Below are 22,403 nucleotides of genomic sequence, written 5' to 3'. Positions count from 1 at the left end.
TTCAGCTTTTCTCCGCTAATTTTAGGTAACAAAACGCCTTATTATGGAGAAGACCTACAACAAGCTTAACAATCTTATCGGTTGGCTATGTGCCTTTATCGCAACGCTCGTCTACTTCCTTACGAAAGAACCCACCGTCAGTTTTTGGGACTGTGGCGAATTTATCGCCGCTGCCTATAAGCTGGAGATTGTACACCAACCGGGCGCGCCGCTATTCCTGCTGCTCCAAAACGTTTTTTCGAACCTTGCCCTGGGCGACAAAACCATGTTAGCGTATTGGATGAATACCGGTTCTGCTGTTTGTAGCGGTCTTACCGTCTTATTACTCTTTTGGACGATCACTGCCTTGGCAAAGAGAAGCTTAACAGACAAAGGTTTGTCAGAACTGACCTTAGTGAAAATTTTAGGCGCCGGTACAGTCGGAGCACTCGCTTTCGCTTTTTCAGATAGCTTTTGGTTTTCTGCGGTAGAAAGTGAAGTATATGCCATGTCCTCCTTGTGTACAGCGACGCTATTCTGGCTTATTCTGAAATGGGAAAACCATGCACATGAACCGAGGTCGGAGAAATGGCTGGTGTTAATCGCCTTTATTATAGGCTTGTCAATAGGTGTGCATTTATTGAACCTGCTAACTATTCCGGTACTTGCGATGGTTATTTATTTTAAGAAAGCCAAGCAAGTAACCGCAAAGGGCATTATTAAACAGCTTGGCATCAGCTTTCTTCTATTAGGAGCGATTTTATGGGGCGTAATCCAATATTTAATAAAAGCCGCCGCTCACTTCGATCTTTTCTTCGTCAACACGCTGGGCCTCGGATTCGGGAGCGGAATCTCCGCCTTTATCGTGTTATTAGTTGCCGCAATCGTTTTAGGCATTCGTTACTCCATTAAGCATAATAAAGCGCAACTGAATTTGGTGCTCCTCTGTTTTTGTTTCGTCCTTTTTGGGTATAGCTCCTTTGCCATGGTGTTTATCAGGGCGAATGCAAATCCTTCACTGAACAATAACAATCCCGATAATATTTTTTCTTTGCTGGAATACGTATCGCGTGACCAATACGTATCCAGTCCGTTAATCATAGGAAAGTATTTTGACTCCAGTCCCATCGCGGTAGAAGATGGCGCACCAATTTACAGGAAAGATGCGGATAAGTACACCATCGTGGGACATAAGCCCGCTTATACGTACGACCGCACCACGCTGTTTCCCCGTGTGCACAGCCAAAAGGACAGCGATTTCTATCGATATTGGCTACAATTAGGGGAAAATGAGCAGCCCGGTTTTTGGAGCAATCTACAGTTTTTCACCAGTTATCAGGCCGGCGTTATGTTTTGGCGCTATTTTATGTGGAATTTCGTTGGGCGACAAAATGATGAATCAGGACAAATCGGTAACCTGACGGATGGAAACTGGTTGAGCGGTATCAAACCTATCGACAACATGCGCCTTGGCGGGCAGTACGATTTGCCCACATCTGCTAAAAAAGATCCTTCCCGCAATCAATTCTATTTCTTGCCACTTATGTTGGGGTTAATTGGCTTAGCCTGGCATTATCGAAACGGTAGAAAAGATATGGGCATTGTATTACTTCTCTTCTTCTTTACCGGTCTGGCGATTGTACTCTACCTGAACGATACACCTATTCAGCCGCGTGAACGCGACTATGCCTATGTTGGGTCTTTTTATACCTTCGCCATCTGGATCGGGCTAGGCCTTGTTGCATTGACGAACTTAGTTAAAAAAAAATCTTTAGTTTTATCGACAACACTCAGCTGTCTACTAGCGGTTCCCTGCTTACTGCTATATCAGGGATGGGATGACCACGACCGATCTGAAAAGTATACAACCCGGGATTTATATGCCCGCAATTATCTAGCCTCTTGCGAACCGAATGCCATTCTGTTTACGTACGGTGATAACGATACCTTTCCGATTTGGTATGCACAAGAAGTGGAAGGGATTCGTCCGGATGTGCGTGTAGTTAATATCGGCTACCTGAATGCCGATTGGTATCTAAAGCAGATGCGTAAAAAGATCAACCGTTCAGCGCCTTTACCGATAGGCATCGAGCCAGCCAAATTGGATAAAGGTGTTCGGGACTACCTGGTGTATGAAGACTATGACATCGATAGACCAGTAGAAATTAAAGAGCTATTGGATATTATGTTATCGGACCATCCGGATGATAAATCTGACCGCACGGGAGAGAATTTCCTGCCTACCAAAAAAATGAAGCTGACAGTAATTAAAGAGGAGGTGATTAAAAACAAGGCCGTGCCGAAAGCTTGGCAAGATTTTATAACCGATAGTATGGAATGGGATTTTAACCGCGACTATATCACGCGCGGCGATTTAGCCCTATTAGATCTTCTGAAAAACAACGCGTGGCAGCGTCCAATCTATTTCGTAAAAATTCCACCAAGTGAAACCTTGGGCTTGGACAAATACCTGATAAATGAGGGATTATTACATAGATTGATGCCAATAGATCCAGATAAAACCGGGCAGTCTGCCCTGGCAAATGTATCTACTGATACACAACGGACAAACAGATGGGCCTTATACGATAACTTAATGAATCGATTTACCTGGGGAAATGTAGGTCAGCTAAGCTATTTAGATCCTATTACGCGAAACATCATTCCGCAATACACCAACAGCTTTAACATCTTATCCAGGGAGCTCTTAGAAGCTAAACAAAAAGATGAGGCTAAAAAAGTAGTCAATAGGTGCCTGGATGTATTGCCTAAGCAAGTGCTGACGATGAATCAAGCGGTTGACTACTATTTTATTTCGGACACCCTATATGAGGTGGATGAAAAGAATAAAGCAAATGAAATCATGAAACGAAACGGAGATTATATTGCGGAACAGCTCCATTACAACTTGGCTATTGCGAAAGATAAGCCGAACGCTATTGATGAACGTAGCATTCAATTAGGCATGGGCGTCTTAAATGCAATGCTAGCCAATTCCAAAAAATATAAACAAGCAGATATGGAAAAATATTTAGGCAATCAATATGCCATGCTCGAAAGAAAACTGACAGCAATTAGCCAATAGGCTAATTGCTCTTTTCCCTCAGTCTTTTATATAGTTTAACAGCTATCATAAGCATGACCGCAAAGAGCACTAAACCTACTACGCCGTAGATCCAGTTTATTGCACTTTTCAGTACTACCGTAAACACAATAGCGAACAACAAAACCGTAGCCAGTTCATTCCATAACCTGAGTTTCATCGAAGTCCACTTACCAGCTTCTCCCTCGGCCAACTTAAACATAATCCGTTGAGAAATGAAATGATAAACAATCAGTCCTAAAACAAAGGTAAGTTTCACATGCATCCAAGGTTGGTACCACCAAGCCGGATTCAGGTACATCATCACTCCCGCAGCAGCGATGGTGAAATACATGGAAGGCGTAGTAATGATCCACCACAGTTTACGTTCCATAAGCACAAACTGCTTATGCAAGATAGCATATTCGCTTTCCGGTCGTTGTTTCGCTTCTGTATGGTAAATAAATAACCTTACCATATAAAATAAGCCCGCCATCCAACAGACGACAAAAATGATATGGATAGCCTTTGCGTATAAGTACATCTCTTGGTTATTAGTTATTAGTTGCTGGTTATTAGTTAGACGCGCTTCATGAAAACATTTTATACCATCAAAATATCAGATGATACGGCGAACAATCAATAACCAACAACAGATAACAAAGCTTAGTATCTAAACTCCTTCACTACTTCGATGGCATACTTCACGTGATCGAAAGGAATATCTGGCATAATTCCGTGCCCCAAATTAAAGATAAACCCTTCCTCCCCGCGCATGCGCTCAAATAGATGGAGGATTTTCTTTTTAATCACCGACTTGTCAGCATATAAAATGAAGGGATCCAAATTTCCCTGCACGGCTATCCCTTTTGGCAACTTATCCTTTATCTGCTTTAAATCGGCATTCCAATCGACCGAAATCACATCCGGTTTTGCGTCGGCCATGAGCGGAGCAAATACAGAGCTTCCTTTACAAAAAGAGATAATCGGTATGTCCTTCCTATCAAGCTGTGCTATAATCGATGCGTTATACTGATGAGAAAACTCGTTATAATCGTCCCACGATAAAGCCAAAGCCCAGCTATCGAACAACTGCAGGGCATTTACACCCGCTTTGATCTGCATATTTAGGTAGGTCACCGTCACATCGGCTATTTTCTTTAACAATTTATGAGCAAGCGCAGGATGGTTGTTAAGGAAAAGTTTGGTAAGCTTAAAATCTTTGGACGATCCGCCCTCAATCAAATAGCTCAGCACCGTAAAAGGAGCTCCGGCAAAACCGATCAAAGGAATGCTGCTGTTAAGCCTTTGCTGAATCACTTGGATAGCATCCGCTACATATTGCAGTTTATGCGCAACGTCCGTTTGCAAGGCATCAATATCTTGTTCGTTCCGCACCGGGTTGGCGAACCTGGGTCCGACTCCTTGCGTAAAACTTAGTTCGCCACCCATCGCTTCGGCTGTTACCAAGATATCAGAAAACAGAATGGCAGCATCGATCCCTAACAAGTCTACCGGTAACATTGTTACGTCGGCCGCTATTTCGGGCGTCTTACACATTTCCAAGAAAGAATATTTATTCTTTATATCCCAGTATTCTTTCATAAATCTGCCCGCCTGTCGCATCATCCATACCGGGGGACGTTCTGTTGGCTGCGAAAAAGCTGCCCGAATAAATAAACTGTCTTTTATAGCTTTGGTCACTTTTATTTAGGTATTTCGTTTTCTATTCTATTTACAATTTGAGCTATGCGGCTGCTTACCTCCAATTCCTTTACCTTTTCCAGGTATACCTTCACGCGTTCATAATCCTTCTTCATCAAATTGATGTTTGCCAAGTTCACAAAGATTAAGGCCTTGTCGTTCTGACGCCGGAAAGGTAACCTACTGGCGATTTGGAAATGTCTTTCCGCGCTATCATAGTTAAGTAGCTGTAAGTCTAAGCTGCCGCTGATAAATTCGTAATAATTTCGCCGCTTCTTTCTGAGATGATCAGGATTTTTGATATCCGCCAAAAGAGTACGTGCTAGATCGTATTGTTTCTTCTTAAAAGCTTCAGAAGCCAAGAGTACCGTACCTTCTCTGTAATAGCTCCATATGGTATAGCCAATCAAACCGATCATTAACGAGGTCAACTGATAAGTCTTGGCATAAATGGTATACGCTAATAGCAATAAAGCAAGTACTACAACTCCCAGTCGAGCTTTCGAAGTCATCATAGGCTAATTCTTGTTATCGGTAAACTTATAACCAACGCCTCTGATAGAGTGGAAATAAATCGGATTTTTTTGGTCCGGCTCAAAATACTTACGGAAGGTTAAAATGAAATTGTCAATCGTGCGTGTAGAAGGGTATACGTCATAATTCCAAACCGTTTCCAAAATCTGCTCGCGGGATACCGCTTCATTTCGCCGCTCTATTAACAGCTTAAGCAACATGGTCTCTTTTTTTGTCAATGCGGTAACCGTTCCATCGTTATGATGCAACTCGAAGGAGTTGAAGTAAATCGTTTTGTCGCCTATTTGGTACGAGTTAAGTTCTTTTAGATCATCGCCCTTCATCCCTCTTCTAACCAAATTGCCGACACGCAAGATCAGCTCTTCCAGATTAAAAGGCTTCACCAAGTAATCATCGGCCCCTTTCTTCAATCCCGTAATCCGATCTTCACTCGTATTTTTGGCGGTAAGAAACATAATCGGAACTTCCGTGTTTTCCAAGCGGATTGTCTCGGCTACTTGGAAACCATCAATTTCGGGTATCATGACATCCAGAATAATCAAATTAAAGCGTTCTTCCTTGAACTTTTTAAGGGCCTTTTTACCGTCTGTTGCCGTAGTTACTTTATATCCTTCCAATTCAAGATTCAACTTAATGGCTTCGAGTAAGTGCTCTTCATCTTCTACCAGAAGTATGCGTTGTTTTGCTTGCATAATCAATTAAATGTTACATCAAAAATGCTCCCTGTAGGAGTGTTATTTAATACTTTGATTTGGGCGTTGTGCTTGTCCAAAACCGACTTTACAATGTATAACCCCAAACCCGTACCTTTCGTTTTACGGGTATCCTCACTCCCAACACGATAAAATTTATTAAAAATACGTTTTTTTTCCTCATCATTGATGCCGATCCCTAAATCGGCCACCGAAAAACGTATCTGATGTTCGTGCTTATACAGTTTCACATGGACATGGGCACAGGGCGGGGAATATTTGATCGCATTCTCTATTAAGTTGGTGATAACCGATGTGATGGCAAGTTTATCGCCAACATAAAAAATATTCGGTTGAATCTCCGTTTTAATGATCTGGGAGGTACAGGAATGCACTTGCAGTCTATCGGCCACCCTGCCGGTCAACTCGGAAAAGTCGAACTCCTCTTTCGGGATGCTTTTTCCTATGCTCTCTAATTTCGTCGCTAACAGTACGTTTTCTACTAAGTCGTCCAAACGTTCAATATCTTTCAGCGAATTCGACAAAAATTGATCCCGTTGCTCTTTGTTCAAGTCTCGTTTTAATATCGTCTGTATGTAAAGCTTAATCGATGCCAACGGCGATTTTAGCTCGTGGGTCACGGAAAGAAGGAAATTGTGCTGCTGCTTATGCGTTTTGTGTTCATGCACAAAGGCTCTTTTCAATTTAATGGCTCCGACCAAAAAGATGGTCATAAAAATAAACCCCTCTCCTATCACCATTCCTTTTCTTAAGGGTTCCAGCTCCATCAATAGCATTCCCCACCACACAATCTGCGCAATTGCGTAGAAAACAAGAAAATAAAACAAAAACAATGGTTTTCGCATACCTAATTAGTTGTCAGTTGTTAGTTGTTAGTTGTTAGTTGTTAGCCAATTAAACTAAAAGCGAACCCCTAAAAGCTAACAGCTATTTAAACACTATATCCAAGCTTTCAAATATAGCTCTTTTCGCTTTCTCCAGTTCTATTTTCGAATGGGCTGCTGACACGAACCCAACTTCATAACCTGAAGGCCCGAGGTAAACACCTCTATTTAGCAATTCCCGGTGCATTACTTTATATTTCTCCATGCTAGCAGCCTCGATATCTGTAGCTGCCTGTATCTCCTCTTTATCGGTAAAAGCGATCCAAAAGATGGAGGCTACATTAAATACCCGTACTTTATAATTTTTGGCACTTGCGTATCGCTGAATCGACGCTGCGAAATCTGCTGCCTTCCGATTCAACTCTTTATAAAACCCAGGTCTATTCAGTTCGCTTAATTGGGCGATCCCTGCCGCCATAGCAACCGGGTTGCCCGACAAGGTACCCGCTTGATAAACGCCTCCGTCAGGAGAGATGTAGCTCATGATCTCTTCCGAAGATCCATAAGCGCCTACCGGCATCCCACCGCCAATGATTTTTCCATAGGTGATAATATCAGGCTGCACGTCATAATAGGCCGCGGCACCTTCAAAGCCCAAGCGGAAACCGGTAATTACCTCATCAAAGATGAGTAAGCTTCCCTGTTCCTTTGTGATTGTGCGTAAGAATTCGATATAGTCTTTATCTTGCATTAACAAACCGTTATTTGCGGGAATCCCTTCTATAATAACAGCAGCAATTTCACCATCGAATTCGGCGAAAGCCGTCTTCACGGCTTCCTTATCATTCAAGCCAATGACAATCGTTTCGTCCGCAAAAGACTTGGGTACGCCCAATGAGGACGTTTCGCCAAAAGTGATCAATCCCGAACCGGCTTTTACCAGCAGCGAATCCGAATGTCCATGATAACACCCTTCAAATTTAATGATCTTATCACGTTTCGTATAGCCTCTGGCTAAACGGATTGCCGACATCACCGCCTCTGTACCGGAGCTCACAAAACGCAGCTTTTGGATATACTTGTTATTTTTTAATATAAGCTCGGCCAGTTCGTTCTCGAGCGCCGTAGGCGCGCCAAAACTTAGCCCATTTTGCAGTGCGTTCGTAACAGCTTCCCTGATTTTCTCGTTATTATGACCGAGAATAAGCGGCCCCCAAGAACAACAAAAATCTATAAATTTATTACCATCCGCATCCCAAACAAAGCATCCATCCCCCTTTTCGATAAATAAAGGTGTACCGTATACCGACTTAAAAGCCCGTACAGGCGAATTTACGCCACCTGGAAAATATTTCTTCGCTTTTTCGAATAAAACCGCAGATTTCTCACGTGATATATCTGCTTTGGCTCCAGCCACACGTACTTCCTCTTCGTTTCCGGAAAACATCTTTTTTATGGAATCTAACATGTTCTTTATTTGCTATTTGTTGAAACGTTAAATTGTTAAGATGTCAAGTTATACAACCAATCTTAACTAACGGCTAACTATTTCCTACTAACTATTTCCCAATTAAATCCACTTCTGCTCCACCATATCTCTGATATGGTAGGTAGTAATGACACTAGCGCCGGCACGTGCAAACGCGTACATGGTTTCCATCACAATCCTTTGTTCGTCAATCCACCCATTCTGCGCAGCGGCTTTTACCATCGCAAATTCACCGGAAACATTATAGCAGGCCAAAGGCAAACTGCTTTCACTTTTTATCCGGCTAATTACGTCCAAATAAGCCAAAGCCGGCTTAATCATTAAGATATCAGCGCCTTCCTGTTCATCCAGAAACGCTTCGCGTAAAGCCTCATTAGCATTTCTGAAATCCATTTGATACGCTTTTCGATCGCCTTTACTAGGTGCACAATCTGCGGCCTCCCTGAATGGGCCATAATAAGATGAAGCAAACTTGGTTGCATGGGACATGATCGCTACATTGACCTGACCATTCTCGTCAAGCGCGTTTCTAATCGCACGAATGCGACCGTCCATCATGTCCGAAGGTGCCAACATATCAGCCCCTGCCTCTGCATGAGCCAGCGACATCTTTGTCAACACGTCAATGGTACGGTCGTTCTGCACGTAATCGTGTTCTAGAATTCCGCAGTGGCCATGGCTTGTATACGAACAAACACAAACATCCGTAACAATGTATAAATCTTCTCCAAAAGCTTCTCGAAGTGCTTTGATTGTCCTGGGCACCAGCCCGTCGCGATCGTAAGCCGTATGGGCGTCAGCGCTCTTTTCTTCTCCAACCCCAAAGAGCATGATCTTATTTACCCCTAACTTCAACCCAATCTCCACGTCCTCGATAAGCTTATCAATGGAAAAATGATAAACGCCCGGTAAGGAAGGCAATGCATGTTTCACTTGATTTCCTGGGACGATAAAATAAGGATAAATGAACATATCCTTTGACAGACGGGTTTCTGCCACCATCTCTCTAATAATTGGATTTTTACGTAATCTACGTTGTCGATAAATCATCTTCTTCTTTTAAAATCTAACCGCTCAAGACGAACTACATAGCTTTGCAAGCTAAACACCATTGTTTTCAAAGGGAAAAGGAAGGTGCTCGTGACACGAAGCTTTGTGGGTTCTCTTATTACAAAGATAAGCAGGAAAATATGCGATTTCGCACGCAAGACATATTATAGCAATGGGGTGACAGTTCCGGACGGGTCGCTTTTCGTCATTTTTCCATCGGTAAAATCAAGCGCAAACACTGCCTCCGCCAGGCCTAATTCGTCCGGAGAAAAGGGCAGCGTATATTGCACGCCGATTTCCTCCAGTTTCTTTCCCGTCGAATTGCCGATACTGATCACTTTCTGCCCTGGCTCAACCAGATTGTCTTTAAAATACGCTTCTACATTAGTGGGACTCGTAAAAATAAGTACATCCGCCCGCGACCCTTCTACCTGTTCGTCAATACGTGTTTCGTAAACTGGCAGGTCGATCACTTTTGTATCAGCTTTTAATCTACTTTGTATCGTTTGTAAGGAGCCCTTTGCCCGAGGAAAAAGTACGGTAGAACCCGCCGCGATTTCCGCAAAAGCATCGCCTATTTTTTCCATTTCGATGCCTTCCGCTTCGCCTGTAAAGGCAGGTATAATGCCGTAACTTCTCAGCGCCTCTTCTGAACCCCGACCTACCACGGCATATTGAACGTGTTTACTCAGTCGCGGATTAAGCTTAAAAAAGTTCTCAATACCGTTTTTACTACTGAAAAACACCCAACGAACGTATTTTAATATATAAGGATCGAGCGTATTTATGATCGAGAAGATCTTAATAAGTGAACGCCCTTCCACTTTGGTGTGATGCTGCTCTAAAGATCGTTTTAGAAATGACGTTTCCGAAAGCTCGCGGGTAATAAACACCGACTCCGGCAATTTCCTTCCTGGATCGAATTTCTCCTTAATTCTTTCAGCTAACCCCGCTGTACTTTCCGCTTTCAAATACAAACGGGTCGGAAAACTTTCGCCATCTTTGGCCTTAGCAGTCCAAACTTCAAAACCGGTAGCCGTTTTCCTACAGTAACAGCCTAAGGGCATGTGGCAGCCTCCTTCAAAAAGGTTGAGTACTTTCCGTTCTACTCCAATGGCTTCCGCTACATCCTTTTGATGTATTTGCTGCAAAACTTCCTCTAGCAGCTCGTCCGTTTCACGGATCTGTATAGCTAAAACGCCTTGCGCGGGCGCAGGAATAATTTCGGTGGGAGGAATGACTTCTACATGAAACTCGCTTAAATCCAGCTTCAACCGCTCGACTCCGGCCTTTGCCAGCATGATCGCATCGTATTTCTCGTCGCGCAACTTTTGCAAGCGCGTATTGACGTTTCCCCGCAAATCTTCAATCTCCAAATCAGGCCTAAAAGCAAGCAGTTGTGCTTTCCGCCGATTAGACGAAGTACCGACAATAGCGTTATGTTTAACCGACAGCCTTTTTTTAAGATCGACGCAATCTTTCAAAACGATCAACAGCTCAGAAGGATCTTCCCGTTCTGAAACCGCTGCTATCTTCAATCCGGGTGGATTGGTGGTTGGCAGATCTTTATGGGAATGTACGGCTATATCGATATGGCCACCTAAAAGCTCTTCTTCCAATTCTTTTGTAAAAAAGCCCTTTCCCTCTAATTTATCTAAACGAAGATGCTGTATGTTGTCTCCCTGCGTTTTAATAACCTTCAGCTCCGCCTGTACACCGATTGCAGCTAAGCGATCTTTCACATGATTGGCTTGCCATAAGGCCAAATCGCTGCCTCTTGTTCCAATAATAAGCTTTCTATCCACCTTTATATTTATGTTTCATTCGTATACACTCTTCTTAAGCCTTAAGCCGCCTGCCGACAAGAACTTACTCATTTAAGCTTTTTGGCGATTGACCGAACATTCCACAAATCAATATATGCTAAAAAAGATGGTATATTATCTGATAAACCATCTTTAGTTGCCATAAAAATAAAAAATAATACGATAAGCCAAAAGCAATATACAGAAAGTAACAAGGAGTGGAATATTTAGTTTTCCGTTACCTCTTTACTTTTGGTAATTAATATCTCCTTCGCGAGTACCATTGGGCCACTAATATATTTCTTCTCCATATAGTTAATGACCTTTTCTAAAACTTCCCTTGAGCTCGCGTCTAATGAGCTGAGCTCGTTAGCAAAAACCGTATTCAAGGCAAAAGATTTAATTTCTTTCACTTTCTCGGGCACTTGCCGCATGGCGATCTCAACCTTCCGCTGTTTCAGAATGGGAAGAAATTCGGCCACATTGCTTTCGATGATCTTCTCTGCATGGATCAGCTCGTTATAACGCTCTTGAAGATTTCTATTCGCAATAGCCTGCAAACCACTCACTTCAATATAGTGTATTGGGTGATCAGCAATAACTTCCGCGGCTACGTCATTTGGAACCGCTAAATCAACGATAATCTTTTTAGATGATTCGCCATTGAGTAGCGTCTCATAAATGGCTGGTGTAATCACCGGTTCAGTAGAGCCGGTACAGGTGATAAGTATATCGAAACCTTCTTTGTAATTTCTCAATTCGCTTAAAGGAAAAGCTCTACCGTTTAACTCTTTGGCTAAACGCCTAGCCTTATCCGGAGTACGATTGAATACGACGAAATTTGAAAATTTATGCTTCTGGAGGTATTTTGAGATATTTTGGTTGGTTTCCCCGGCGCCAACAAGTAAGATCCGTGGGTTGTCTGCAAATTTAAGGTCCTTTAATTTGCGATAAGCTAAAGAAACGACAGACACTGGATTGCGTGATATCATGGTGTGGGTATAAACCTCTTTAGCTGTCTTGACCAAGCTGTTCATCATTAAGCGCATAAAATCACCCGTTAAACCAGATAAGCGGCATCTTTCATAGGCTCGACGAACTTGCGCTAAAATTTCTTTCTCGCCCACTACCAGACTCTCTAAGGAGCAAGACATCCGAAACAAGTGTTGCAGGGCATCCAAGCCTTCATACGTGGTAACCTGATTGAGAAACTGATCAAACTGTTCGTCCGGTACGCAGAAATTCAATCCCCTCAGAAAGTTTTTCACAAACTCATCAGTCAGTGTATGTTTCCCATGAAAAATGAACTCTACCCGATTACATGTACCTACGTAAAAAATCTCTTCAATATCGAAATTGTTTTTGACATTGATTAATCGGCTTTCAAGCTCTTCATTACAAATAACCAAATTGCCTAAATCTTTTAGGTCAACGTGTTTGTGTGTAAATGCTATTACTTTAAGATGCTCCAAGGTCTCTTTACCCTCTCTATATTATACTGTCGACAAAAGTACAGCTATGCACGTGTTACAGTGTCAAAACTTTGTAAAACACAGCTATTTAGAACGTTTTTAAATAGGTGATATTTATGGTTTAGGCGTTAGGCAATAGGCTTTAGGTATTAGGCCGAGAACGCCTCTGCTACTGCCTCTGCTCCTATTATTACTCATAACCAATAACGAACACCCATAGACAACGACTTAACGATTAACAAGACATTATTCCCTACTACCTTATCTCCTTATACAAAAAAAAACCGCTTCTATAAATAGAAACGGTTTTTCTTCTCTTGGACAACTTACTGCGCTGCCGGAGTCGTAGGCGCTGCATTTGCCGGAGCTGCCGGCTTCGCGTTTGGATCAATTCCTAACTTTGTCTTAACGGCTGCGCTGATATCATCACCTCCTTCAAAGTATAACACGGATTGCTGCGCGATGTCTAAAATATAAGCATAACCTTTTTCTTTCGCTACGGCTTGAATCGCTTTTTCTGCTTTTTCAAAAACGGGTTGAAATACTTCCTCTCTTTTTGCACCTACTTCCTGTTCTGCTTTTTGTTGTACTTCTCCCATACGCCCTTCCATTTGTTGGATTTCCGTACTTAGCGTTTGCAATTCTTGATCTACTGTTTCTTTATTAGCCTCACTTCTGGTCTTTTGTTTGTCCATAAACGCCGTAATTTTCTTTTGGCGTTCGGCATCCATCTGTTGGATTTCGGTGCGTTTGGTTCCTACAAAAGTCTCTAATGCTTGATTAGCCGTTTTGTATTCCGGCATCAAAAATAAAATCTCCTGTGAATTTACGTGCCCAATCTTTTGTTGTGCATTAACAGCGCCAACCGTTAAAAATAATCCTGCAGCTACTAAAACCGACTTTAATAAATGTTTCATTCGCAATTTCAATTTTGTTTGGCCCCGATGAGCCGACTATGATTTTTGTTTAAGTTAATTACGTTATTATACTGCGCCACGCTGCCTAAACATGCACCGCTACAGATTTGCAAAACCGATGCAATTTTAAGCAAGTATTCCCTATTTTGCAAGTGCTTCGGGTTTATACCCTAAACGGGTAATCACATCCTTGCTTTTATCCAAGCTGGGATTCGAGTAAAGAATCGTCACTTCGCTCCCTTTGTCCAATACGATGTCGAGATTCTGGCTTTCCGCTACCGCCTGTATCGCCTTAGTAACGCGATCTTGTATGGGTTGTATTAACTTTAGACGTTCCTTGTAAAGATCTCCTTCGAAGCCAAAAATTTTCTTTTGGAATTCTTTCGTTTCGCGTTCCTTTTGCACAATCTCATCCTCCCTTTTTCTTCGCATTTCATCACTCAACATCACCTGATCTTGTTGATAAGCCTTATACATCCGTTCTATACTGGCATATCGTGCATCTACCTCCTTTTGCCACTTCTCTGACATGTCTTCCAGTTGCCTTTGTGCAGAAACATACTCAGGAATATGCTTCAGGATATACTCGCTGTCGACATACGCAAAACGTTGTGCAAATGCCGATGCTCCTGCGACAAATATAAAAGCTAACGTTAAGAATATTTTTTTAGTGTTCATTGTTCTACTCCTTTAAGTTCTAAGACGCTACTTTTTACTCAGGGTTTAACTTGTTCCCAAATAAGAAAGAGGCCTCACTAGTCAGTGCTTGCCAAATATAATACCATTCCTATATTTTAAACAGAAAATTTAACATTTTTTAGCAATTCTTTTGGTACCGGGACAGCCGTGGGTCGTATTAGCTATTGCTACTGCCACTACTCATCACTCCCTACAACGTCCTATATCTTACTAATTAAATCCACCCATCTGTTGCATAATACTAAAGGTAAACGGTTGGCGCCACTGACTTCTGTCGACGCCTGGAATTGGATCAAATGCATGTCCATAATCGATCCCCAGCAATCCAAAGATAGGCAAGAAGATACGTGCACCGATACCTACAGAACGGCGTACTTTAAACGGATTGAAATCCTTGAACGCATCCCAAGTGTTACCTGCATCGGCGAAACCTAGCAGAAACACTTTCGCTTGTTCGTTCATCATCACCGGATACCGCAATTCCATCTGGTAACGCGTGTAGATTGGACTACCCGAATTTCGGGCGATTTGTATATCCTGACTGGCGGTTTTATTTTCAGGTATGACGTAACCATTGGCGTAACCGCGCATCGCAACAACCTCCGAGCCCTGCAAAAAGTCGAAGCCCATCATACCATCGCCCCCTAACTTGAAACGTTCAAAAGCCGAAGTACCTGTTACTTTACTATACGAGCCGATAAAACCGAACTGAGCCTGCGCTTTGAATACCAATTTGCCCATAACAGTTTGGAACCATTGAGAGTCGAACTTCCACTTGTGATATTCTACCCAACGGTATCGGATGTGATCTGGCGCAGTTGGATAATTGATATTATTGAACAACGAGTAAGGTGGTGTCGCCTGTACGGTGAAGCGCAAATTCGATCCCGACGTAGGGAAAATCGGATCACTCAATGAATTACGGCTGATCTCCTGCGTCAAGTTGATATTATAGGACGTACCATTTCTGAAAAGAAAGTAGGCATCGTAATTTCTCAATTTATACTGCTGCAGGTTTAACGAGTAATTTACCTGAAAATAATAATCTGGCCATTTTAAACGCTTACCTAAACTGACCGTAATACCGTTCATTCGGATTTTCGGCGTACTCTCTGTAATATATTCCCGGCCGGTGTAATAATCGTATCCTCCATATGCCGACATGGAAGTAAAGGCACTAATACCGAAGTAAATTGGTTTTTTACCACCAAGCCAAGGTTCAGAAAAAGAAAAGCTATACGATTGATACGATTTACCGCTCGTTTGACCTCTTAAACTCAATTTTTGGCCGTCGCCTCGTGGCAATGGCTTCCACGCCTTTTTATTGAAAAGGTTGCTGGTAGAGAAGTTATTAAAAGTTAAACCGAGGGTACCGATAATGCGGCCAGCTCCGAAACCTCCCGACAATTCGACCTGATCGGACGGCTTCTCTGCCACCGTATACTCGATATCGACCGTTCCGTCTGCTGGATTGGGTTTAGGCACTGGCGAAGTTTTCGACTCATCGAAGTTACCCAAAGTTGCAATCTCCCGAATGTCCCGCATGATGTTCGTTTTGGAAAATTTTTGCCCCGGCTTCGTTTGCAGCTGACGCCTAACGACTTTATCATTGGTCACATCGTTCCCTTTCAGCACGATCCTGTTTACGTCGTATTGCGGTCCTTCGTACATACGCATTTCCAAATCAATGGTATCTGCATAGATTCTTGTCTGCACCGGATCCACTTGGAAGGTCAAATAACCATCGTCCATGTAATAGGCAGACACGTCAGCGCCGGTTTTGGATGGCCCTAATAATTTTGTATTTAATTTCTCCTCACTGAATACTTCACCCTTTTCAATCCCTAAAATTTTGGTGAGCGTTTCATCTGTATATTTGGCATTTCCCGACCAAGTTATGTTACCAAAATAATATTTCGGCCCTTCATATACGTCAATATCTATACGCACGTTCTTCCGGTCCAACTGTGTAACAGAATCCCGAAGAATAGTTGCATCCCTATAACCTTTGCTACGCATTTTTGACACAAGCGCTTCTTTGCCTTCATCATACTTCTCGTAATTAAACTTGCCGGGGCCCCAGAACCTCCACCATCTCTTTTGCTTAACCTTTTTCAAGTATTTATGCATCTTCGCATTGGAAAATGCTTCATTGCCGGTAAAGTTGATTTTTTTGGCCTTTACTTTTTTGTTCTTGTTAACAGCTACGTTTAGGATTTGATTATTGGCCTCGGTCGTGTCTTTTACTTGGGTGATCTTGATATCCGGATATAAATACCCCTTTTCTCTTAAGTAGCGCTTGATGGTGTTCTGCGTCGTGTTAAGTAAATTTTCATTAATGATCTTTCCGGTATTTTCATTGAGCCGTTTTCTAACCTCCTCCGTTTGGCTTTTACTTAAGCCGTCGAGATCTATCCGCGTTAAGCGGGGACGTTCAACCACATCGATATTAAAAAAAACGGAGTCGCCCCGTATCATATCAATCGTTAATTCGATGTTATCGAAAAGCCCTTGCGACCACAGGTTTTTTATTGCATTGGAGGTTGCCTCTCCGGGCACCTCGATCCGATCACCAACGGCCAATTTAGAAATGGTTAATAACACATCATTATCTAAAAACTTGGTGCCGCTTATGGTAACGCCACCGATAATATAATCCTTGGGAGTCAAATAACTTGAACCTCCTGCTTGTTTAGAAGAAGAATTACCAATACGAAGTTGTGCTGAAGCAATTTGCGCTCCTATCAAACAAAAACCTATTAAAAGAAAAAGTCGCTTCATTGAATTTATTTATCGCCGCTAAAGTAAAATAAACAGTTGTTAATTTTTGTTAAACTATTTTTTTTCAACTATTTTGAACGCTAGCTTTTGATATTTGATATATATAAAGTTAAAATACTTATTTTAATTGTTCGCTCGTTAAGCCGAATCTCCGCTCCCTATTTTGAAACTCAATGATAGCGGTATACAGGTCATCGCGCCGAAAGTCGGGCCACAATTTGTTGGTAAAATACAGTTCTGCATAAGCCAGTTGCCACAGGAGATAATTACTGACACGCTGTTCGCCGCTCGTACGTATCATCAATTCAGGGTCGGGCAACGGGTAAGAACTAAGCTGTTGGGCGAACAGATGCTCATCGATATCGGCTGCCTTTATTAAACCCTTCTCAACAGACTCCGCTATTTTCTTTGCGGCAGCTGTAATTTCCCACCGCGAACTATAACTTAGTGCCAATGTAAGTGTACATTTCGTATTGGCAGCGGTTTCCTCCATGCATTGCTTTAAATGGGCTAATGCTTTGGGAGGTAATTGTTCTAAATTTCCGATAGCATTGAGCTTCACTCCGTTGGCCATCAGCCTCTTCGTCTCCCTACCAATGGACGAGACCAGCAATTCCATAAGGGCCGCCACCTCCAATTTGGGGCGGTTCCAGTTTTCGGTAGAAAATGTATATAAAGTGAGGTAAGGCACGCCTATTTCCACAGCACCTTCCAACACGTCTCTCACAGCATCCACGCCCCGTTTATGTCCAAACACTCTCAACTTACCGCGCTCTTTCGCCCAACGCCCATTACCGTCCATGATAATGGCAATGTGGCGAGGCAGCTTACTGCGGTCTATAAGTTCAATATCAGTCATCTTAAAAGCTAAATCTTCTCTTTATATAAACAGGGCATTTTGCCCTAAATATAGCATATGCAACCGCAATATCGCCAATAAAACGCCTTTCCTTCTCTAACTATGCAGAATTTACTAATTCTCCGCCAAAATTAAGGTTCTCCGGCAAGGAGTACAAGAAAGCACAACTGCAAGCAATACAAATGTATCTTTAGATATAAGGCGCATTTCCAATAAAGGTGGTAAAGATAAGAGAATTAATCGAATTAGTGATCTTCTTTAGTGATCAGTTATAAGCTGCTCCGGGCTTTATGCTATACACTTCGGGCTTTGCGTGCTCAGTGGCCAAACTATTACCTGCAACATCCTTCTCAGCGGATCACTTATCGGATGTTTAGTAGTTTCTTGTATCCAGTCCCCATAAGAGTTTGTGACGTATGGTACTAAAAAAGCTTTCGTTCTTTAACCGAATCAGGTTGACGGTAAAATCGGCTTTCTGAATATTGATAACCGCTCCGGTATTGACCGTTTCGGTGGTTGAATCGTAAGAAAAAAGGAAAGAGTCGCTCCTGCTATCCACCTCGATCCGGATTGTGCTGCTGTCTGACACAACAATGGGCCGGACATTTAGGTTGTGTGGTGAGATAGGGGTAATAATAAAATTGCCGGAGCCGGGCATGACGATGGGTCCGCCGCAACTTAGTGAATAAGCCGTAGAACCTGTTGGCGTTGCGATAATCAAACCATCAGCCCAGTAAGCGTTTAACAGCTCATTATTCACATAAGCGTGAACGGTGATCATGGCAGAACTGTCTTTTTTAATGATGGTAATATCATTTAAGGCGAAGGCCAGTTGTTTGGCGGCAGTTCCGCTTCCATCCTCCTTGTAGGTAGCTAACAATACCCGCTTTTCGATGTCGTAACTGCCGGTCAGCAATTGCCTCAGGGCATCCTCTATCTTATCTTTATTGATACTGGCTAAAAAGCCCAATCGGCCGAAGTTGATCCCAGTAACCGGGATGCCACTATCGGCAATAATTGAGACCGCAGCGAGCATCGTACCATCTCCACCGAGGCTTAACATAAACCGAATATCCTTTGGAAGGTCTTTATGTACCTCGAAAGAATGGGTGGTTTGTTTCCAAGCGATCTTATCGGCTAAAAATTCGTTGAAGGGTTGATACACCCAAATTCCCACTCCTTCTTCGGCTAAAAGATCAAATAAGGCTTGTACATATTGTATGACCGCATATTGAAACTCCCGTCCGTATATGGCTATTTTCATCAAAATAAATTGTTTTCTTGCGGAGATGAGGCTTACATAAGCGCCGCTTCGCCGATTGACGTCCTTTTAAAAGCCGCTCATGAGGTCCATCCGACATTATAAATCCAGGTATTTCATCAGCTGATCGTAACGATCTCGCGTGGTATCAAATCCTCTCTTATCATTATAAATTGCCTTGACGATATAATCGTGCCTCAAAAAAGCCGCCACGATAGACGATATATCCGTTCTGTTCAATTTCAATGTAATTTCTAATTTGGTTGATTCGGGGAAATCGCGTACACTTGAACTTAGAATTTGCGTATTGTCGGATTCGACGATTTGTGCTATATGAGATAAGGAATTGTCCCGATTCCCAATCTCCAACACAATGATCCCGCCTTCGGCATCCGACGCCATATTACCTGCCAGAAAATCCGTTAAATTTTTCAAGGTGATTACACCTTTGTACTGCTGTTGCTCGTCTACAACCGGCAATATGTCCAGTCCATGCGCATGAAAAAGACGGAGGGTATCGTATACATGTTGGTTTTCGAATGCAAAAATCAATTTGAGTGCATGCTTGGAGGCAACAGCTTCCAAACGCATCTCATCACCAACATGCTCCAAAAGATCGTCCTCGACAACTAAACCCAAATAAAAATCGTTCTGTACTACAGGCAGTTGTGACACTTTATATTCTGCCATTCTGTCCAGAAGAAATTGCAACGTATCCTCTGGGCGCACAGGAAATATGTCATTCTTTATGATTTCACCTGAAGTCATCGCTGTTTTTTACGTTTTTTAGTCAATCGCTTCGTACTTATACCTGATTAGGGTACCATGCTTTCTGCGCAATTAATAATAAGTATATAATATATATACGATAAAAACAACGTTTGGTTTAATCTATGTGTTAAAAAGATTCTTAGAATAAATTTTACGTATCCAATTTACTCAAAAACGTCTTTAAGTGCTGATTAAACTGCAAAGGCTGCTCCATCATCGGCGCATGACCACATTGGTCGATCCACGTCAGTTCTGCATTGGGTAATCGTTCCAAAAATTCTTCCGCGACGTCTGGCGGCGTAATTTTATCATTTTTACCCCAAATCAATCCGACGCGGATCTTGATATTCGGAAGCTCTTTTGCCATGTTATGCCGAATAGCCGACTTTGCCATGGCAATGGTCTTTATGACGCGTTCTTTATTATTGACCGTTGCAAATACTTCGTCTACTAGCTCTTTGGTCGCTATTTTTGGGTCATAAAAAGTAAATTCGACCTTTTCTTTTATATAGTCGTAGCTTTCTCTTCTCGGGAAAGAGCCTCCAAAAGAATTTTCATATAAACCCGAACTTCCGGTAAGCACCAACGCTTTCACATTATCCTGATGTTCCGCTACGTACATAAGGGCCACATGTCCGCCCAACGAGTTACCGATGAGTACGAAATCTTTTAACTGAAGATGATTGACAAACTTCTCGAACCATTTCGTCAGGCTCTTAACGCCCGTGGAAATAATCGGCATGTCATAGATGGGTAACATGGGAATAATGACCCTATAGTTCTCTTTCAATTCGCTCACAGTATCTTCCCAATTACTCAAGGCACCCATTAAGCCATGGAGCATAAGCACCACTTCTCCCGTTCCTTCGTCTATAAATTTAAACTCTTTGTCTTCCTTTATGGTCAACTCCATATAATATGTTCCTAGTATCTATATAATTTTAATATGAACCTCGATAATGCACGACAAAGTGTTTACAAAGCGTTCAGTTGCTCTTTCACTACTTCTGCTATCGTTTTACCATCGGCCTTGCCTCCTAAAAGCTGATTTACCCGCCCCATTACTTTACCCATGTCCTTTACACTAGCCGCTCCGACTTCTTCAATAACAAGCTTCACCTGTTCGGTAATTTCTTCTTTACTAAGCTGCTTGGGCAAATATTCTTCGATAACGTCCTGCTCTTCTTTTTCAATCTGGTAAAGATCTTGCCTATTTTGCTGTAAATAAATCTCCGCTGATTCCTTACGCTGTTTAACCAGTTTCTGTAAAACTTTTATTTCCACTTCCTCGGTTAATGTTTCGCCCGCCCCCTTTTCTGTCTTTGCCAATAAAAGAGCAGATTTGATTGCTCGCAAGCCCCTCAACCGAGCGTCGTCTTTGGCTAACATAGCCGCTTTAATATCCTGATTTATCGTGTTTTCAAGAGCCATAATGCTATTCAAATTATGCACATTTCACGGTGCGTTTGATTTAATAGTCGCGTATCTTTTGTACTAGACACCAACCTGACACTTCTTTTTGGGCAAAACTAATTATTTTACGCATAAAACAGCTATATAGGAAGAAGTATTTACTAAAGATTTACCTTTGCGGCTAATTGGCGCCCTCAAGTTAATCATAAAATGAAATACTGTCCAAGCTTCGCGCCAATTATTTTACTGTTCCTTATAGAAAATCGTACCAGAGGCTTGCGCGGTTGGCATCAATAATAAGTCGTTGACATTTACATGGGCCGGTCTGGATGCTGCAAACCAGATCGCTTCTGCGACATCCTCTGCGGATAAGGGCGTAAAACCTTCATATACTTTCTTGGCTTTTTCATGATCTCCTTTAAAGCGAACGATCGAAAATTCTGTTTCGACGGCCCCTGGATCAACGCTGGTAACTTTGATGTTATAAGGCAACATGTCTATACGCATGGCTTTGGTCAATGCATCAACGGCATGTTTGGTAGAGCAATAAACATTGCCATTCGGATAAACTTCTTTACCGGCAACTGAACCTATATTAATGATGTGTCCACTTCTACGGGCTTGCATGATAGGCGCCACGACACGTGTCACGTATAAAAGTCCTTTTACATTCGTGTCGATCATGCGGTCCCAGTCGTCCGTATTTCCTTCTTGTATGGGATCTAATCCTTGACTCAGACCGGCGTTATTGATCAACACATCAATATCTTTCCATTGATCGGGCAATTCTTCCCAAACCTTCTCTACTAAATTTTTATCTCGTACGTCCATGCCAACTGTGTGGATCTGAACGCCGTATTTATTCTGAAGATCAGTCGCCATAATATGCAACCTATCTATGCGGCGGGAAGCTAATAAAAGATTGTATTTCTCGCGTGCAAATACTTCTGCACTGGCAAAACCGATGCCCGAGCTTGCTCCTGTAATAAAAACTGTTTTCATGCGTTTAATTTTTTGTTGTAATGCCTTCTGCCAGCATAGCACGGAAGC

General features: G+C 42.3%; 19 protein-coding genes. 1 reads left to right on the top strand and 18 read right to left on the bottom strand.

Annotation, left to right across the window (positions count from 1 at the left end; genetic code table 11):
* Positions 1 to 43 precede the first annotated feature (43 nt).
* Entirely contained in the window at positions 44 to 3,064 is a 3,021-nt protein-coding gene (locus EPX21_RS04050; RefSeq protein ID WP_134088388.1) for a DUF2723 domain-containing protein, read from the top strand.
* Between the two features lies 1 nt (position 3,065).
* Here the strand turns inward: EPX21_RS04050 and EPX21_RS04045 are convergent, their stop codons facing one another.
* The 18 genes from EPX21_RS04045 to EPX21_RS03960 all read right to left on the bottom strand — a co-directional run bounded on the left by EPX21_RS04045 (position 3,066) and on the right by EPX21_RS03960 (position 22,355).
* Positions 3,066 to 3,605, bottom strand: coding sequence for a CopD family protein (locus tag EPX21_RS04045; RefSeq protein ID WP_134088387.1), 540 nt, complete (start codon positions 3,603 to 3,605; stop codon positions 3,066 to 3,068).
* Positions 3,606 to 3,727: 122 nt separating this feature from the next.
* Positions 3,728 to 4,753 (bottom strand): uroporphyrinogen decarboxylase, encoded by a 1,026-nt coding sequence (gene hemE / locus EPX21_RS04040; RefSeq protein WP_134088554.1) that lies wholly within the window; start codon positions 4,751 to 4,753, stop codon positions 3,728 to 3,730.
* A gap of 14 nt (positions 4,754 to 4,767) precedes the next feature.
* Positions 4,768 to 5,280 (bottom strand): hypothetical protein, encoded by a 513-nt coding sequence (locus EPX21_RS04035; RefSeq protein WP_134088386.1) that lies wholly within the window; start codon positions 5,278 to 5,280, stop codon positions 4,768 to 4,770.
* 3 nt (positions 5,281 to 5,283) lie between these two features.
* Entirely contained in the window at positions 5,284 to 5,991 is a 708-nt protein-coding gene (locus EPX21_RS04030) for a response regulator transcription factor (protein ID WP_134088385.1), read from the bottom strand.
* Between the two features lie 2 nt (positions 5,992 to 5,993).
* Complete coding sequence (locus tag EPX21_RS04025; protein WP_134088384.1) at positions 5,994 to 6,857, bottom strand: sensor histidine kinase KdpD; 864 nt, start codon at positions 6,855 to 6,857, stop codon at positions 5,994 to 5,996.
* Positions 6,858 to 6,939: 82 nt separating this feature from the next.
* Positions 6,940 to 8,304: a glutamate-1-semialdehyde 2,1-aminomutase gene (hemL, locus tag EPX21_RS04020; protein WP_206105991.1), complete on the bottom strand. Its 1,365-nt coding sequence runs from the start codon at positions 8,302 to 8,304 to the stop codon at positions 6,940 to 6,942.
* Positions 8,305 to 8,406: 102 nt separating this feature from the next.
* Positions 8,407 to 9,375 (bottom strand): porphobilinogen synthase, encoded by a 969-nt coding sequence (gene hemB, locus EPX21_RS04015; RefSeq protein WP_134088383.1) that lies wholly within the window; start codon positions 9,373 to 9,375, stop codon positions 8,407 to 8,409.
* 164 nt (positions 9,376 to 9,539) lie between these two features.
* A complete protein-coding gene (hemC, locus tag EPX21_RS04010) occupies positions 9,540 to 11,180 on the bottom strand; it encodes a hydroxymethylbilane synthase (RefSeq protein WP_134088382.1) in 1,641 nt (546 codons plus the stop codon).
* A 227-nt stretch (positions 11,181 to 11,407) separates the two neighbouring features.
* On the bottom strand, positions 11,408 to 12,652 hold the full coding sequence (gene hemA, locus EPX21_RS04005) for a glutamyl-tRNA reductase (RefSeq protein ID WP_134088381.1): 1,245 nt from the start codon (positions 12,650 to 12,652) through the stop codon (positions 11,408 to 11,410).
* Positions 12,653 to 12,978: 326 nt separating this feature from the next.
* The gene (locus EPX21_RS04000; protein WP_134088380.1) at positions 12,979 to 13,569 is read right to left on the bottom strand and encodes an OmpH family outer membrane protein; all 591 of its coding nucleotides are present in this window, start codon (positions 13,567 to 13,569) and stop codon (positions 12,979 to 12,981) included.
* A gap of 141 nt (positions 13,570 to 13,710) precedes the next feature.
* Positions 13,711 to 14,247 (bottom strand): OmpH family outer membrane protein, encoded by a 537-nt coding sequence (locus EPX21_RS03995; RefSeq protein WP_134088379.1) that lies wholly within the window; start codon positions 14,245 to 14,247, stop codon positions 13,711 to 13,713.
* A gap of 231 nt (positions 14,248 to 14,478) precedes the next feature.
* On the bottom strand, positions 14,479 to 17,049 hold the full coding sequence (gene bamA / locus EPX21_RS03990) for an outer membrane protein assembly factor BamA (RefSeq protein WP_134088378.1): 2,571 nt from the start codon (positions 17,047 to 17,049) through the stop codon (positions 14,479 to 14,481).
* Positions 17,050 to 17,167: 118 nt separating this feature from the next.
* Positions 17,168 to 17,908: an isoprenyl transferase gene (locus EPX21_RS03985; RefSeq protein ID WP_134088377.1), complete on the bottom strand. Its 741-nt coding sequence runs from the start codon at positions 17,906 to 17,908 to the stop codon at positions 17,168 to 17,170.
* Between the two features lie 373 nt (positions 17,909 to 18,281).
* A complete protein-coding gene (locus tag EPX21_RS03980) occupies positions 18,282 to 19,172 on the bottom strand; it encodes an NAD kinase (RefSeq protein WP_134088376.1) in 891 nt (296 codons plus the stop codon).
* Between the two features lie 96 nt (positions 19,173 to 19,268).
* On the bottom strand, positions 19,269 to 19,937 hold the full coding sequence (locus EPX21_RS03975) for a CBS domain-containing protein (RefSeq protein ID WP_134088375.1): 669 nt from the start codon (positions 19,935 to 19,937) through the stop codon (positions 19,269 to 19,271).
* A 154-nt stretch (positions 19,938 to 20,091) separates the two neighbouring features.
* The gene (locus EPX21_RS03970; RefSeq protein ID WP_134088374.1) at positions 20,092 to 20,853 is read right to left on the bottom strand and encodes an alpha/beta fold hydrolase; all 762 of its coding nucleotides are present in this window, start codon (positions 20,851 to 20,853) and stop codon (positions 20,092 to 20,094) included.
* A gap of 62 nt (positions 20,854 to 20,915) precedes the next feature.
* Entirely contained in the window at positions 20,916 to 21,371 is a 456-nt protein-coding gene (locus EPX21_RS03965; protein WP_134088373.1) for a GatB/YqeY domain-containing protein, read from the bottom strand.
* Positions 21,372 to 21,596: 225 nt separating this feature from the next.
* The gene (locus EPX21_RS03960; RefSeq protein WP_134088372.1) at positions 21,597 to 22,355 is read right to left on the bottom strand and encodes an SDR family oxidoreductase; all 759 of its coding nucleotides are present in this window, start codon (positions 22,353 to 22,355) and stop codon (positions 21,597 to 21,599) included.
* Positions 22,356 to 22,403 lie beyond the last annotated feature (48 nt).

Source organism: Olivibacter sp. XZL3 (assembly GCF_004368405.1).
GTDB lineage: Bacteria > Bacteroidota > Bacteroidia > Sphingobacteriales > Sphingobacteriaceae > Olivibacter.
This window is presented reverse-complemented; position numbering and strand designations above follow the sequence as displayed.

Excerpts from the sequence above, each read along its gene's own strand:
- EPX21_RS04050 (WP_134088388.1), top strand. The coding sequence starts at position 44 with ATGGAGAAGACCTACAACAAGCTTAACAATCTTATCGGTTGGCTATGT.
- EPX21_RS04045 (WP_134088387.1), bottom strand. The coding sequence starts at position 3,605 with ATGTACTTATACGCAAAGGCTATCCATATCATTTTTGTCGTCTGTTGG.
- EPX21_RS04035 (WP_134088386.1), bottom strand. The coding sequence starts at position 5,280 with ATGATGACTTCGAAAGCTCGACTGGGAGTTGTAGTACTTGCTTTATTG.
- EPX21_RS04030 (WP_134088385.1), bottom strand. The coding sequence starts at position 5,991 with ATGCAAGCAAAACAACGCATACTTCTGGTAGAAGATGAAGAGCACTTA.
- EPX21_RS04025 (WP_134088384.1), bottom strand. The coding sequence starts at position 6,857 with ATGCGAAAACCATTGTTTTTGTTTTATTTTCTTGTTTTCTACGCAATT.
- hemL (WP_206105991.1), bottom strand. The coding sequence starts at position 8,304 with ATGTTAGATTCCATAAAAAAGATGTTTTCCGGAAACGAAGAGGAAGTA.
- hemB (WP_134088383.1), bottom strand. The coding sequence starts at position 9,375 with ATGATTTATCGACAACGTAGATTACGTAAAAATCCAATTATTAGAGAG.
- EPX21_RS04000 (WP_134088380.1), bottom strand. The coding sequence starts at position 13,569 with ATGAAACATTTATTAAAGTCGGTTTTAGTAGCTGCAGGATTATTTTTA.
- EPX21_RS03995 (WP_134088379.1), bottom strand. The coding sequence starts at position 14,247 with ATGAACACTAAAAAAATATTCTTAACGTTAGCTTTTATATTTGTCGCA.
- bamA (WP_134088378.1), bottom strand. The coding sequence starts at position 17,049 with ATGAAGCGACTTTTTCTTTTAATAGGTTTTTGTTTGATAGGAGCGCAA.
- EPX21_RS03985 (WP_134088377.1), bottom strand. The coding sequence starts at position 17,908 with ATGACTGATATTGAACTTATAGACCGCAGTAAGCTGCCTCGCCACATT.
- EPX21_RS03980 (WP_134088376.1), bottom strand. The coding sequence starts at position 19,172 with ATGAAAATAGCCATATACGGACGGGAGTTTCAATATGCGGTCATACAA.
- EPX21_RS03975 (WP_134088375.1), bottom strand. The coding sequence starts at position 19,937 with ATGACTTCAGGTGAAATCATAAAGAATGACATATTTCCTGTGCGCCCA.
- EPX21_RS03970 (WP_134088374.1), bottom strand. The coding sequence starts at position 20,853 with ATGGAGTTGACCATAAAGGAAGACAAAGAGTTTAAATTTATAGACGAA.
- EPX21_RS03965 (WP_134088373.1), bottom strand. The coding sequence starts at position 21,371 with ATGGCTCTTGAAAACACGATAAATCAGGATATTAAAGCGGCTATGTTA.
- EPX21_RS03960 (WP_134088372.1), bottom strand. The coding sequence starts at position 22,355 with ATGAAAACAGTTTTTATTACAGGAGCAAGCTCGGGCATCGGTTTTGCC.